Source organism: Streptomyces sp. NPDC048671, from assembly GCF_055587045.1.
In genome coordinates, this window is the sequence record NZ_JBVJHB010000016.1 from 41,574 (window position 1) to 55,467 (window position 13,894).

General features: G+C 68.1%; 12 protein-coding genes and 2 pseudogenes. 11 read left to right on the plus strand and 3 right to left on the minus strand.

What is annotated here, in order from left to right:
• The first annotated feature begins 146 nt into the window (after window positions 1-146).
• The 3 genes from ACZ6S6_RS29205 (at window position 147) to ACZ6S6_RS29215 (ending at window position 2,227) form a co-directional block, all read left to right on the plus strand.
• Window positions 147-947, plus strand: a complete 801-nt coding sequence (locus ACZ6S6_RS29205) for a DUF4328 domain-containing protein (RefSeq protein ID WP_469707635.1) — start codon at window positions 147-149, stop codon at window positions 945-947.
• Between the two features lie 133 nt (window positions 948-1,080).
• On the plus strand, window positions 1,081-1,650 hold the full coding sequence (locus tag ACZ6S6_RS29210) for a hypothetical protein (RefSeq protein ID WP_362954055.1): 570 nt from the start codon (window positions 1,081-1,083) through the stop codon (window positions 1,648-1,650).
• A gap of 199 nt (window positions 1,651-1,849) precedes the next feature.
• Window positions 1,850-2,227: a nuclear transport factor 2 family protein gene (locus tag ACZ6S6_RS29215; protein WP_362954053.1), complete on the plus strand. Its 378-nt coding sequence runs from the start codon at window positions 1,850-1,852 to the stop codon at window positions 2,225-2,227.
• Window positions 2,228-2,395: 168 nt separating this feature from the next.
• Here the strand turns inward: ACZ6S6_RS29215 and ACZ6S6_RS29220 are convergent, their stop codons facing one another.
• Together ACZ6S6_RS29220 and ACZ6S6_RS29225 are read right to left on the minus strand one after the other, a co-directional pair.
• Window positions 2,396-2,578 carry a hypothetical protein gene (locus tag ACZ6S6_RS29220; RefSeq protein WP_362954051.1) on the minus strand — a complete coding sequence of 61 codons (183 nt, stop codon included), beginning with the start codon at window positions 2,576-2,578 and terminating at the stop codon, window positions 2,396-2,398.
• A 10-nt stretch (window positions 2,579-2,588) separates the two neighbouring features.
• A pseudogene (locus ACZ6S6_RS29225) lies at window positions 2,589-3,713 on the minus strand (RHS repeat-associated core domain-containing protein); the annotation flags it as partial.
• Between the two features lie 1,222 nt (window positions 3,714-4,935).
• Between ACZ6S6_RS29225 and ACZ6S6_RS29230 the strand changes: the two are divergent.
• From ACZ6S6_RS29230 to ACZ6S6_RS29245, 4 genes are all read left to right on the plus strand, one after another.
• Window positions 4,936-5,214 carry a type II toxin-antitoxin system Phd/YefM family antitoxin gene (locus ACZ6S6_RS29230; protein WP_362954049.1) on the plus strand — a complete coding sequence of 93 codons (279 nt, stop codon included), beginning with the start codon at window positions 4,936-4,938 and terminating at the stop codon, window positions 5,212-5,214.
• Complete coding sequence (locus tag ACZ6S6_RS29235; protein ID WP_362954048.1) at window positions 5,211-5,465, plus strand: Txe/YoeB family addiction module toxin; 255 nt, start codon at window positions 5,211-5,213, stop codon at window positions 5,463-5,465. The genes ACZ6S6_RS29230 and ACZ6S6_RS29235 overlap by 4 nt, the downstream gene beginning before the upstream one ends.
• Window positions 5,466-5,642: 177 nt before the next feature.
• Window positions 5,643-6,233 (plus strand): ArsR family transcriptional regulator, encoded by a 591-nt coding sequence (locus ACZ6S6_RS29240; RefSeq protein WP_362954046.1) that lies wholly within the window; start codon window positions 5,643-5,645, stop codon window positions 6,231-6,233.
• Complete coding sequence (locus ACZ6S6_RS29245) at window positions 6,230-6,697, plus strand: hypothetical protein (protein ID WP_362954044.1); 468 nt, start codon at window positions 6,230-6,232, stop codon at window positions 6,695-6,697. The genes ACZ6S6_RS29240 and ACZ6S6_RS29245 overlap by 4 nt, the downstream gene beginning before the upstream one ends.
• A 50-nt stretch (window positions 6,698-6,747) precedes the next feature.
• Here ACZ6S6_RS29245 and ACZ6S6_RS29250 read toward each other — a convergent pair whose 3' ends face one another.
• Window positions 6,748-7,464 (minus strand): transposase, encoded by a 717-nt coding sequence (locus ACZ6S6_RS29250; protein WP_469707639.1) that lies wholly within the window; start codon window positions 7,462-7,464, stop codon window positions 6,748-6,750.
• Between the two features lie 396 nt (window positions 7,465-7,860).
• On the opposite strand from ACZ6S6_RS29250, the gene ACZ6S6_RS29255 reads away from it, so the two are divergent.
• The 4 genes and pseudogenes from ACZ6S6_RS29255 (at window position 7,861) to ACZ6S6_RS29270 (ending at window position 13,824) form a co-directional block, all read left to right on the plus strand.
• The gene (locus ACZ6S6_RS29255; RefSeq protein WP_362954042.1) at window positions 7,861-8,265 is read left to right on the plus strand and encodes an effector-associated constant component EACC1; all 405 of its coding nucleotides are present in this window, start codon (window positions 7,861-7,863) and stop codon (window positions 8,263-8,265) included.
• A complete protein-coding gene (locus tag ACZ6S6_RS29260; protein ID WP_469707641.1) occupies window positions 8,262-12,791 on the plus strand; it encodes a caspase, EACC1-associated type in 4,530 nt (1,509 codons plus the stop codon). Before ACZ6S6_RS29255 ends, ACZ6S6_RS29260 begins: the two co-directional genes overlap by 4 nt.
• Window positions 12,792-13,153, plus strand: a pseudogene (locus ACZ6S6_RS29265) (helix-turn-helix domain-containing protein); the annotation flags it as partial.
• 125 nt (window positions 13,154-13,278) lie between these two features.
• Window positions 13,279-13,824, plus strand: a complete 546-nt coding sequence (locus ACZ6S6_RS29270; RefSeq protein ID WP_362954039.1) for a hypothetical protein — start codon at window positions 13,279-13,281, stop codon at window positions 13,822-13,824.
• Window positions 13,825-13,894 lie beyond the last annotated feature (70 nt).

Here is a 13,894-nt window from a genome sequence, read left to right on the forward strand (position 1 = left end):
CGCCGGGGGAGACCCCCGTTTTGTTGTGGACACGGCGGTGACCTGGGGCTATGTTCCGGATGCCGCGCGCCCTTGGGGAGGAGCGCGCGGCTTCTCTCATCCACGTCCGGAATGTCTTCGCGCCCACAACCCTGGGGGGTTGCTCCATGCTGTGCTCCACCTGCCGTACGAGACCACCGGTCACCGCCGACGGACGCTGCGCGCTCTGCGCGCAGCCGCCCGGACCGGCCGGGGCCGAGGCGCTGCCCGCCCCGGCCTTCACCGCTCCGCAGCAGTGGTTGCGTTCGCCCGACGTGCTCGCGAAGACCGTCGTCGTCCTGCTGGCGGTCGTCGTCGTGGCGGACCTGCTGGCGGTGGCCGCGGACCTCAACATCCGAAGCCTGCTCGGCAGCGCTCTCGACAAGGGCTTCGTGGCGATCGACCAAGCGGAGGCCGACCGCGCCGACACGTTCTACGCGGGCACCGGCGTCCTGCAGTTCCTCACGACCGTCGCCACCGCCGTCGCGTTCATCATGTGGTTCTGGCGGGTCCGGGCGAACGCCGGGATCTTCGACGCGAGCGCCCAGCCGATGCGGCCCGGCTGGGCCATCGGTGGCTGGTTCGTGCCGGTCGCCGGACTGTGGCTGCCCCGCCGGATCGCCGGCGGAATCTGGGCCGCGAGCGGCCAGACCAACACCGACGGCAACTGGCGCGACGTCCCCCGGACCCCGATGAACCTGTGGTGGGGCGCATGGGTGCTCTCGCTGCTGGTCGGCCGGTACGCCTCCGGGCAGTACGACCGGGCCGAGACGCCGCAGGAGATCGTGAACGCCGCCTCGCAGATGGCGGTGGCCGACCTGCTCGACATCGTGGCGGCGGTCTTCGCGATCCTGTTCGTGCGCAAGCTGACCCGGATGCAGGGCGAGCGGGCCGCCCTCGGCCCGTACCCGCTCGGCGCCCGGCCCTAGTTCCCGCCCCGTCAGTAGCAAGCGGTTTCAGCCGCATGCAGTGACGATTTTCGGCCATTCGGCGCTGAATGCGATACAGGAAGCGCTGCGTCCCCATGCGTCCTGGCATGGGGAGGGCCGACGGGAGACGCCGATGAGCCTGCTGGAATTGATCGCCGCCGCTGATGAGCGGGGACTGACCGCGAGCGGGGCCGCCTGCCTCGACCGCTGCCTGCCGCAGCCCGCCGAGGGGGCCGGCCCCGATCCGCTGCGCCCGCTCTGGGCCGGCTGCGCGGACGGGGCGGCCTGGCCGGACCGGCTGGCCGAGGCACGTACGGCGATGGACGCCCTGCCCGGTGCGGACGCGACCGTCGGGCGGATCCGGAAGCTGCTCGGCGAGGCGCCCGCGGACCGGGCGGGCGCGGAGCTGCGCGGCTGGGCGGACGCCTGCTCGGTGCTGGCCCTGGAGGTCCACCTCGGGCACGACGCCGAACGCGCCGACCCGGCGGAACTGGTGGAGCGCTGCCGGGCGGGCGACCCACGGGGGGCGGGACCGCTGCTGGCCGGGGAGACCGCGCGCCAGATCCGCGTCCTGGAGATGCTGGCCGAGATCGCGGACGAGGCCCCCACCGGAGCGGGGCTGCGCCAGGTGATGGACGTGTCGACCGAGGGCCAGCGCGTGCTGCGCGCGGCGGTCTCGCGACGCGCACGAGTCCGGGGCTGAGGCGGGGCGGGTCCGCCCCGGGGCCGGCGACCTCGACTTCGACGCCGTGGAGGACGCCCGGTCCTCCACGGCGGTCGTCGCCGGGTTCGTGCTGGGCGGCCGCAGCTGTAAGTCCCGCTGGGAAGGCGGCTCGTACCACTCGTGTTGGGTATGTACTGGGTACGAGCGCGTTCCGCGAGGCGACTGGTATTACTGATACATGCAGGAAGAGACCGCGCAGTCCGCGATTGACACGTTCATCTCCGCGTTCAACGCCTCGGACGACAGCTATGTGACTGCACTGCTCTCCCAGGCCCTGACCTCGGACGTGGTCTTCTGGGGGCCGTTGGGCCGCTGTGAGGGGATCGAGGCGGTCGAGCGGTTCGTGCTGGACATCCGGCGCCACCCGGCAGGGGCCGGCACGATGGTGCGCTGTTCGGCGGTGGACATGCCGGACGAGTGGGCCCGGTACCAATGGGTCTTCACGACGCCGGGCGGGGGCCCCCGACTGGCGGGAACGGACGTCGTCCACCTGCGGCGGAGCCTCATCGACCAGCTCATCGTCTTCGCGGGGGAGATCGAGCCGTCCGTCTCCTGAGCCGTCCTCCTCCGACGCCGTCCTTCCCCTGAACAGCCGGCCCGCCGAGCGCCACCGATGGTGCGCCGGACGCGGCACGGCTCCAGCAGGAACCTGAGGCGGGAGCCGAGTTGAGCGGCTCAGACCTCAGGGCCCGGTGAAGAATTCCACGGCGAAAACCGACGAGTTCTAGGGCGAGCGACGTGCCACAGCGAACACCCCGGAGAGAAGTCCTGCGAATCCGAAAACCGCCGCGGACTGCCACAGCGCCCAGTCAAACAGGCCGGCCGCCGTGGCCGAGACACCCACGATGCTGGTCAGCACCGCGCAGCCCAGGATGATCAGGATCTTTTTCCCGGATCGCGTTCTCATGTGTCTCTCCTCAGAAAAGCGCTCCGGTCGCACCGCCGAGCAGGCCGCCGAACACCCCGTTCTCCCGCTCGCTGCTGCCGCCGCCGGCGACAGTGGCTCCCAAGCCCCCGCCGGCTGCTCCCCACAGCGCTCCGGTAACAACCGCAGCGCCCACACAGGCAACACCAGCTGTTCCGACGCACGCTGCTCCCACTACCGCGACGCCAGCCGCTCCAGCCACCGTGCCGGCCACGACACCCACCGCGTCAGCGAAGCTGAACAGTCCGCTGGGATCGATGCGGTTGACGGGGTCGCCTTCGGCGTAGAGGTAAGGGTTCTGCTCCTGGCCGGAGGGGTCGGGGGTGGTGAAGCGGCCGATGTTGGGGTCGTAGTAGCGGGCCGCGAAGTGGTAGAGGCCGGTGGGGTCCTGGTAGCCGCCGGCGAACCGGTAGGGCTGGAGGACAGTTTCGCTGGTGGTGGAGCGCGGGACGCCGCGAGGGCTGTAGCCGTAGCTGTTGACCTTGGTGCCGTTCTCGTCGGCCATGGCGACCACGCTGCCGAGCGCGTCGGTCAGGTAGTAGTAGTTCTTCCCCCCACGGGTCATGGAGTTCAACGTGCCCCCCGGTTCCCGGTTGAACCCCGTGTCGAGTCCGGCAGTTGACGTGCCGGCGAGGCCGATCGGTCCGTTGTGGAAGAACGTGTCACCGAGCTTGATCCGCTCGGACTGGTCCGTCGACCCGTACTGACCGGCGTAGTTCGTTCCGGCGACCGTCACCGACGTCATCTGGGAGTAGTCCGACCACTTCTCCCCCGTCCTGGTGCCCTCGGGAGTGGAGGCACCGGCGGTCTCGTTGCCGATCTTGTCGTAGGACCAGTTCGTCGCCGAGCCGTTCTTCGAGGTGATCTGCTGCGCGTCGTTGACGGTGTAGGTGGTGCCGCCGGGGCAGCCGGGGGCGACGCCCTGGGAGGTCAGGTTGCCGGCGAGGTCGTAGCAGTACTGCCACGAGCTGCGCAGTGTGGTGCCCTTCTCCTCCTTGGCGTAGGAGAAGCGGCCCGCGCTGTCGTAGGTGTAGGAGGTCTTGTAGCCGGAGACCGCATCCGTGCTGGTGCGGATCCTGCCGCCGTCCTTGGTCCCGTTGAGGTAGGAGTAGGCGAGACGGGCGCCGGGTCATCGGTGCCGGTGCGGCCAGAGCGGGCAGTGCGCAGGCACCGAGCGCTGCCACTACCAGGGCTGCGGTGAGCGTACTTCTGCCAGGTATGCGGGCACGCCGAAACGGTGTGCCGGAAGCACGCGAAAGCAATGGATTCCCCCAGGGGAAACAGAGAGAGACACGGCAGCCGCAGCGACCACCGGAGCTCCACAAGCTGTCACAACTTCTTCACACCCCGTCGATGGCTTCCCGTTCCACGAAGGCAAACCTGTCGGAACAAGCCGACCTCACTGACCGCTCTGTCCGGTAATCGGCCCTGGTGTGGCATCCCTTCCCATGTGGCACCTGTTTGATCATTCAATAGAACGGGGCCGGGAAACGCCCCTGAGGCCGGTCGAAGCTCGCCATCAAACTGACGCGCAGTCAAGGTCAGGCAAGCAAATTTCATATCGCAGGGGGAGAGATGGACGGACATGCGCCACGGGCGGGCCCGGACTTCCGCAGGATCAACCGGGCCACCCGATGGGCCGGACAACTACTGTGCTGGGTCCACGCCACCGCGATGGCAAGCGCCGCTGCCGAAGTCTTCTTTCACCCCGCAGCAGCCTGGTGGCCGTACGCATGGCCCGCACTCTGGGCACTGACAGGGATGCTCCTCATTTCCTGGACCGCCCTGCATGCCACGCAGAAACACCGCCTCCAGCGGATCGCCCGAACCGAGAACGAAGACCCCGAAACACCCCTGCCCCACGCCAACACCTACGACCGGGCAGCCTGAACTCAGGCCACTGAACCGATTCCATGCGGCCTGTCCCGGTTGGAGGGTGCCCGGAAGCTTGGGCAGGGGGCGGCGCGGCGCTTTGGCTCGGGAAGGATCGGGCGAATGCCAGGACGCTTTGGTCGCGCGGTTGCCCCGCGCTCCGTGTACCCCCAGGTCAGAGCCGGAGGGGCCGGGACGGTGACCGGGGCCGCCACCCCTGGCCCGACTGAGCCTTGAGGGCTGTCGCTCCGGCGGTTGACGGCTCGCCGGCGGGGCGGCACTGCGTGGAGGTCAAGGATACAAGCATGCAGGTCAGATGGGGTCGACTCTTCCGGGAGTCGGCCCCTTGGTGTTTCCCGTGCTGGGATGGTGCTGGGAAATATGACACCCCATCAGCCGGTTGGCGCCGCCGAAGAATGTCGAAAGTGGTACGTTATTACGTACCACACAATGGAAAGGGTCAGGACGTGTCGATAACCGCGAGCGAAGCCCGCAAGGGGCTCTTTCCGCTGATCAAGAAGGTCAACGACGATCACGAGGCCATCGAGATCGTCTCCAAGCACGGCAACGCCGTGCTCGTCTCGGCCGAGGACTATGCGGCGCTGCGCGAAGGCTCGTACCTGCTCCGTTCGCCGGCGAACGCACGTCGGCTCCTCAAGGCGTACGAGAACGCCCTGGGCAACGTCAACGTGTCGGAACGTGAGCTGATCGATCCGGACGCGGACCCTGCAGCGGGTGCTGCGTGAGGCTTGTCTTCGAGGATCAGGGCTGGGAGGACTACACGTCCTGGCTCAGGAACGACCGCAAGACGCTCACTCGGATCAACAAGCTCATCGAGGACGTCAAGCGCGACCCTTTCAGCGGGATCGGCAAGCCCGAGCCGCTGAAGTACCACTTGCCCGGTGCATGGTCGAGGCGGATCGACGACGAGCACCGCCTTGTCTACTTGGTCACTGACAAGGAGCTCGTCATCCTCGCCGCCCGGTACCGCTACTAGCCGCGGAGGGAGACCGGGGCTTCCGGTAGGCAGCGGCTTGAGCAGGCTTGCGGCCGAGGGGAATCCGATACGTATCGGCAGCGTCCGCCGGAGGTATCGGTGATCCAGGAGGTGCGGCTCAGTGAGTGCATCGATACTAATTGTTACTTTCGTTGGGCGCTTGATATGCTGCGCCCAATGAAAGTGTCGCCTGGTCTGCTCCCCATCCTCCGATCGCGTATGCAGGGTGAGCTCCTCGCCCTCGTGCTGCTGCACCCGGAGCGCGAGTACAGCATCACTGAGCTCGCCGACGACATCGGAGTGACTCCCACAACTGTCCTGCGCGAGGTGGACCGGTTGACCGGCGGTGGCATCCTGAGCGACCGGCGAGTGGGCCGCAGTCGCCTCGTCAAGGCTCGAACGGACACCCCGCTGTACCGTCCGCTGAGCGATCTCATGGCCGTCTCCTTCGGCCCCATGCCCTTGCTCACCGACGCACTGGTGGGATTCGAGGGCGTGCATCGGGCCTATGTCTACGGTTCCTGGGCTGCTAGGTACAACGGCGAGCCTGGGCCGCCGCCGGCTGATGTCGACGTCCTCATTGTGGGCGATCCCGATGCCGACGCGCTCTTCGACCTTGCTGAGGAGGCATCCCGGCGGCTGGGGCGGGAGGTCAACGTCCATCGGGTTTCCGTGGAGGCGTGGGAGGCCCGCACGGATGATCCGTTTCTCACCAGCGTGCGCGAACGCCCGCTGGTTCAACTGAACCTTGGCCAGGAGGCGTCGTGACGCGCTGGAATCAAGGGCGCTCGACGGTCGACGCGCTCGTCGACAGTGGTGGGCTTGAACGCGTGCCCGCTTCCCGGCAGGCCGCCGAGGCGGAACTGATCCGGGCGCATACGCATGTCGGATCCGCGAGACAGCTGGCAGCGACGGACCCGGAGGGCGCGTACACACTGGCCTATGACGCCGCGCGCAGAGCGCTGGCCGCGGTATTGCAGAACCAGGGGCTGCGTGCGACCAGCCGTGGTGGCCATACCGTCATCTACGAGGCCGTGCGCGCTCAGCTCGACCCGCCGCTCGGGTCCATGCTGCGCCCCTTCAACCGCATGCGAGCCCGGCGCAATGAAGTCGAGTACCGGTCCTCGGAAGCGCCCTCCGTGACGCCGGAGGAGGTTGCAGCCGACTTGGCGAAGGTGGAGGCACTCATCGAGCTCGCGGAGAAGGCGATCCCGAACATGCCACGCTACTGACGTGGTGGAGTTCAACGCCGAAGTACAAGTGGCCGAGGGGGTGGGACGGTTCATCCCACCCCCTCGGCCAACCTTCGCTGTCGCCGAGGGGGGTTGCTCCCGGTCGGAAGCTCATCGCTGAGGGCGCAGGGAAGGACTCCCCTCGCCTTCGCCGGTCGTTTACGCCAGCTTCCAGGAGTACTCAGACAGTTGGCCGGGAAACACACCATAGGATGGAAGCCGAAGCCGCCTTTGCAGGTGGGCGCGGCCGCCTCCTTCTCGGCGTGGCAGGTGATCAGCGTGGTGTCGATGTCCAGGACCAGGCCGGGCAGTTCCTGTCCGCCGGCTTTCGCCGCCGGTATGCCGCAGCGGTTCTCAGATGCCTGCAGCCGGGCCACATCCCGTGCCTGGGCGCGGGCCGAGCGCAGGCCGGCCAGTATGCGTTCGTCGACGCCGGCCGGCATCCGCCAGGTAGTCGGTGTCGAGGCGACCGGGCCGAGCACCTCGCCCTGGTCGCCCTGGTCGCGCAGGACGGCCGGGTCCGTGATGGTCTCGCCGCCGTCAGTGAGTATCACTGCGAGGTCGGTCGCGAGCCGGCCCGGGGCATGGCCGGTGCCGCGTGGCCGAAGGGGTCTCAACATGGTGGAGTACGCGCTGGTCAGCCCGGTGACATCGGCGCGATCAGCCAGTAACCGTGCCTCGGCATGCCCGACCATCCCCGTACCATCGGCGGAGACATGCGGCCTGGGACGAGAACCGATGCCCTGCACGCAGAAAGTGCCTTCCACCTGGACCGACAGAACCCCTCGACAAGGGTCATCGTCCCAGCTCGGAAGGCACTTTCGCGTTGCCGGCCATGATCCGGACGGTCCCAACTGAAACGCCGAGGCTAGAGCGTAGGTCCGATTCCCTTGTCGCGTCTGTACAGCGAGTCGTACAGACCCTCGCCTCGCCGTCCTGACAGGCGGTGCCGATCCGGATAACTGATCCAGGGCATCTCAGCCAACCGCCCGGAGATCCATTGAGCTCATTGTCATGACCCGGCGCGTAACTGCCACCCCATCACGCGATCCGGACCATGAACCGCCCGTCCGGGTGCGGTCTTTTTCGCAGCGGCGGACATCGCTAACCTCAGGAGTCGCAATTGACAGCCGCGTATCTCATGCGGTGAGAACGGGGGAGCCATGGACGTCACGGTGATCGCAGAAAGCCCCGACGGAGGAGACGAACTCCGCTCCCTACGGAAATGGTTAGCCGATTCTCAGGAGTTGCGGGGGCGGGTCGACAGCGTGGAGCGGCCGCCGAAGACCGGCACGCTGGGCCCGGTGCTGGACGCCCTGTCGGTCGCACTCGGCCCGGCCGGTGCGGCGAGCGCGTTCGCTACCGGTCTCATCGCCTGGCTGCGCACCCGCCGGGGTGATGTACAAATCAAGGTGACGCTCCCGGACCGCAGTTCGCTGGAGCTGACCGCGAAGCGGGTATCCGGTCTCGACGCTGACGCCCTGCAGCAGCAAGTGGCCGAAGTCGCCGATCTGCTGAGCCGACAACAAGGGGACACAGGCGGGCCCGAGCGTCGCGAGCTGCCATGACGGACCTGTCCGGCGCGGGCGTCCGGGTCCTGCTGATCGCGACCGCCACGCACGAGGGCCCCCTGCTGACGTCGGTGCCCGCAGTCTCCACCTCCTGCCAGGATCTGCGCACCGCCTTGATCGAACGCTGTGGGGTGCGGCCCGACCACCTGCGCCCGCTACTCGACCCGGCCGACGCGCAGACCATGGCGCGGGCCGTCACCGAGGAGGCGCAGCGAGCGGACACCGTGCTGCTGGTCTACTTCATCGGGCATGGTCTGCTCGGCCCGGACGGGGAGCTGTACCTGGCGGCGACCAGCACCGACCGCCTCACCCCCGGGATGGCCGAGCACCAGGCACTGTCGTTCTCCTCGCTGCGCCAGGCACTGGAGGCGAGCCGGGCGTCGTCCGTTGTCGTCGTACTCGACTGCTGCTTCTCCGGGCGGGTCTCCTTGAGCGGCAGCCCGTCCCTGCCTGCGTTCACCATGACGCCCGCGCACGGCATGTACCTCATGGGGTCCGCTGAACAACTGGCTCTCGCGCCTCCCCACGCCGTGCACACCGCGTTCACCGGTGCGCTCATCGAGCTGCTGACGCACGGCGACCCGCGCGGGCTCCAGCCGCTGACCCTTGATGCCGTGTTCGACGGGGTTTTCCGGGCGATGAGTGACCGGCAGGGGCCGCTGCCCCGGCGTCAGGCCGGGGACCGCTCGGGACACCTCGTCATCGCACCGAACCCGGCGGTGCCAACGCAGGCGGGGCCTCCAGAGGAAGCGGAGCCCGCGCCCGGCCGCTGCCCGTATCTGGGTTTGGATGCCTTCGGGGTGGACGACGCCGACGTGTTCTTCGGGCGTGACGGTATGACGGAGCGGGTGTTCGCCGCGCTGACGGAGATGGCCGCGGCGGATGAGCCGGGCCCGCTGGTTCTGGTGGGCCCGTCCGGTTCGGGAAAGACCTCTCTGCTCAGCTCCGGTCTCTTGGCCGGACTGCGTGAGCGGGGCTTGCTCGGCACCACCTCCTGGCTCTCCCTGCGCCTCACCCCCGGCAGAAGCCCGCTGCGGCGGCTGGCAGCTCGGTTCGACACCAGCGCCGAGTCCGTCGATCTGATGCGGGAGGATCCCGACCGCGCGGCCGAGCTGGCCGAACGGCTGCTGGCCGACCGGCCGGAGCAGAGGCTGATCGTCGTTGTCGACCAGCTGGAGGAACTGTTCACGCTGTGCACGGACCCGTCGGAGCGCACCGCGTTCCTGCGGGCGGTAACTGCCCTGGCCCGGCCCTCGGGCGGGTGCCGGCCGGGGGCGCTGGTGGTGCTCGCGCTCCGGGCGGACTTCTACGGTCAGGCGGCCGCGCACCCCGAACTGCTCGCCGCTCTGCGCGACACTCAGCTGTTGGTCGAGCCGATGACGGCCGACGAACTCCACGCCGCTATCGAGGGACCAGCCGCCGCCGCGGGGCTGGTCCTCGACGACGGCCTCGCCGACGTGATCCTGCACGAGTTCGGCGCGACAGCAGACCGGCAGCCGGCCGCGGGGGCACTGCCGCTGCTGTCCCATGTCCTGTGGGCGACCTGGCTGCGCCGCGCCGGATCGCGGCTCACCGTCGCCCAGTACCGTGCCGCCGGCGGTATCGCGGAGGCGATCAAGACCACCGCCGACGACACGTACGACGGGCTCGACCTGCGGGGTCGGGAAGCCGCACGGCTCATGCTGCCCCGGCTGGTGCGCGTAGGAGAGGACTCCGCCGACACGGCTCAGCCGGTGGACCGCTCCGCGCTTCTGCATGGGCTGCCTGACACAGCGGCCGCACAGCAGGCCATCGCCCGGTTCACCGGGGCCCGCCTACTCACGCTCGACCACGACTCCGCGCGCATCAGCCACGAGGCGCTGCTGCGCGCCTGGCCCCGGCTGACGGAGTGGGTCGACGCGGACCGGGACTGGCTACGCGCCCGCCAGCAACTCGCCGCCGATGCCCGGTCGTGGGAGAAGGCCGGGAGGGAGTCCTCGTTGCTGTACCGGGGGAGCAGGCTGGTCGCCGTACGGGAACGCGCCGAGTCGTCACCGGTAAGCGCCGTCGAACCGGACTCTGTGCTCGCCGAGTTCGTGGACGCCTCTTGGCAGCAGGAGCGCCGAGGTGTGCGCCGGGTCCGAATCGCGGTGGCGTTCCTCATGGCGCTGGTCGTGCTCGCCACATCCGGGCTGATCGGTTCCGTCGTCTTCCAGCGGCGGGCCGAGCGGGCGAGTGAACGAGACCTGGCCCGATACCTTGCCGCCGAATCCGAGGACCTCCGCGACCAGCAGCCCGGTCTGGCCAAGCAGCTCAGCCTGGTCTCGTACCGGATGAACAAGGACGCGGGGCGCGGGGCGCTACTCAACAGCCGGCGCACGCCCGGTGTGATCAATGCAGAGGAGCCTGCCCAAGACCTCGCCTACAGCGGTGACGGCCGCATCCTCGCAATCTCCGTTGAAGACGGGATCGAGCTGCGCTTCCCGGGCGGCTCCGCGCGGATCGGATCGGGCGTGATCGGCCCGGTCACGATCAGCCGGGACGGCCGGACACTCTCCGCAGTCACCTACGACAAGCGCCGGCCGAAAACGGCGCGGGTGCAGCTGTGGGACATATCGGATCCCGCCCACCCGAGGCAGACCGCCGCGCCCCAGCTGGACCACGCTGTCCACGCGCTCGCCCTCAGCACGAACGGCAAGACCCTGTACGGCGGTCTGACGACCGGTGAGATCCGTGTCTGGGACATCGGCGACCAGGCCGCACCGAGACCACTGCCCACACTCCGGGCACATTCGGCGCGGATCGACTCCCTGGCAGTGTCCCCCCAACGTGACCTGCTCGCCAGCATGAGCGACGACGGCCGAATCCAGCTCTGGAGGGCGGCCGACTCCGGGCGCCCCGAGCGCGTCGCCGTGCTCAAGGGGGCGTCGTACGGCCGCAGCATTCTCATAAACCCCAGACCGCTGCACCGGGTGGCCTTCAACCCCACCGGACGGATGCTCGCGGCTCCGCTCGCCGTGAAGAATGGGGACGAGCTCGGGCTGTGGCAGTTGGACGCGCCCGACAAGCCCCGAAGGATGGAAAAGAAGAAGGACGACTCGACGATCGACACATCCACCTCCTGCTACGAGGGCCTGAATTCCCTAGCGTTCAACCCGATCCGCGACTACGTCGCCGGGACCTGCGGCAGCACCTGGCGAGTGTGGATCTACCAGAAGTCCCTAGTTCCCGGCTCACTTCTGTCCGGGGCTTCGGGCGGCGGCCAGAAAAGCGGCGACGAGGTGGGGATGGTCCTGTTCGACCCCGCCAAGCCCCGCAGACTGTTGCAGGCCACCGACCACGGCGTGCGCGTTTTCTACGTCAACAACTCTGCCCAACCAGGTGCCGAGGCATTCCTTCCAGCGACGCCTGGAACCGGAGGCCAGTTCGACTACCGGTTGGCCGGCAAGAAGCAACTGATCGCCCTTCAAGGAGTGGGCGTGAACTACTTGTGGGACGTGACAGAGATGCCGGACTCGGCCACACTCTTGGCGGCGACCCGCTCTCCCGACATGTTCACCGGCGGGGACATCGCCCTCAGCCCGGACGGACGCCTCCTCGCCGACGTGGAAGTGTACGAGGGCGGTGAGGTCGACAAGAAGGGCAAGAAGCAGGAGAACGTCGGTCTGCGGCTGCGCAGCACCTCGGCGCCCTCGAAAAGCGCACCACTGGCCACCATCGACGAGTTGGACAACGGTGCGGCGGCGATCGCCTTCAGTCCCACCGAGCCCGTCCTGGCCGTGTCCGACATGAACGGCTTCAGAGACAACAACCACAAGAAACCAGTCGTACGGCTCTACGACATCGCGAACCCCAAACGCCCGCGGCAGATCGCCCGAATCCACGCGACGACCACAAAGCTCGACTTCTCCCCGGACGGAGAGTCGCTCCTCTTCACCGCTTCCCCCTTCGCTGACCCGGACGATCCCCAGCCCCCGGACGAGTTGGAGAGCTGGGACCTCACCGACCCGGCACATCCCGAGAAGCGGTGGGCACGCCCCGTCGAGACCGGAATCGACTCGGTGTACGTCGCGTTCCGGCCGGACGGCAAGCTGCTCGCCGTCTACGACAATGGGGGGACGCTGAGGCTGTGGCGCGTCGAGGGACACCGGCTCACCGAGGAGTTGTCCCGCATCACCGTGGGCATTTATGGCAGCCCGATCGCCTTCAGCCCTGACGGAACCCGCCTCGCCCTGACCGCGACGAAAGCCGTCCTTGCCGACGAACGTCCCGAGATCTGGGACCTGACCGATCCGAAGGATCCCAGACGATACTCCTACCTGCCCGGCTCATCGCGCGCCACCGATTTCTACGCGCTCCAGTTCAGCCCGGACGGCGAATTCCTCGCCATCGTCAGGGCATCCGCGGGCGTCGAGATATGGGACACCAACCCGGAACGGGTCATCGCCGACCTCTGCGACTCGGCGGGCGATCCCATCACCCGGCAGGAGTGGAAGCACTACCTGCCCGACAAACCGTACGAGCCGCCGTGCCGTCCGTCCTGACGAGCTCGTGCACGGTTGGGCGCAGGCGCGAAGCACCGCATGGTCTTCGTCGACCGGCTCCTGGCCACGCTCGTGCACCTTCGCCACGAGGTTACGCATGACGTGCTGGCCTGCTGGTTCGGTGTGGACCGCTCGACTGTCACCCGGGCCATCGGAGAGGTGCGGCCCCTGCTCGCCGAGCGGGGATGCACCATCAGCCCGACGTGCGGCTGCGAACCCTGGCCGACGTCGTTGACCATCTGGGCGCGACGGGGAAGACCGGCATCATCGACGGCACCGAGATCCGTGTCCGCCGGCCAGCCGTCGGTCGCAAGGACCGGGGTCGCTTCATCTCCGGCAGGAACAAGCAGAACGCCGTGAAGGGTGGACCGACAGAACCCCTCGACAAGGTTCATCGTCCCAGCTCGCCCAACTGAAACGCCGAGGTTGAGGAATTGAAGATGACCTTCCGCCGGACCGAGCAGATGCTGATGCCGGAGCCCGGGTGATGAGACGCGCACTGACCGGTCTCGCGGTGGCGTGTACCGGGGTACTGGTTCTCAGCTCCTGCGTGGATAGCCGCACCGATCCGCCACCGCCCCCTGTCGAGGTGGCTGCGGCCGATCTCTACGGCACATGGACAGGTTGGAAGGGCAGTTCCCTGACCTTGAAGCCTGAATCCCGCGCGGTTGTGGGAAAGCTTGACGGTCAGGAGTTTGAATTCGACGATTCCTGGCGCATGTCGGGTCCAGGATCCTGGCGTCTCCTGAATCCCGGGGCGTATCGGGGTGGGAACACCGTGGGTAATGGATCGGTAATCCAGCTCAGAGCGAGCCCGGACGCCGGCGCGAGAAAGGGGAATTCTGCTACTGAAAGTCCGGTGGCGGAAGCGGAGCTTGACCCGGACGATGCCGCGTCCCGCACGCAACCGCCGCCAGAAAAGGCGGTGTGGTACATCGGTGTCACCAGGGGCAAGAAGGGAGAACTTCAACTGTTCTTCCTGACATCGGACCCTGACGTACGGGATACCTACTACCTCGCCAAGGGGCACTAAAAGTCGAAGCCGCCGCCGGCCTGGTGCGCGCCGCGCTGGTCATCCAGCGGTCCGACCGCCCACGTTTCGC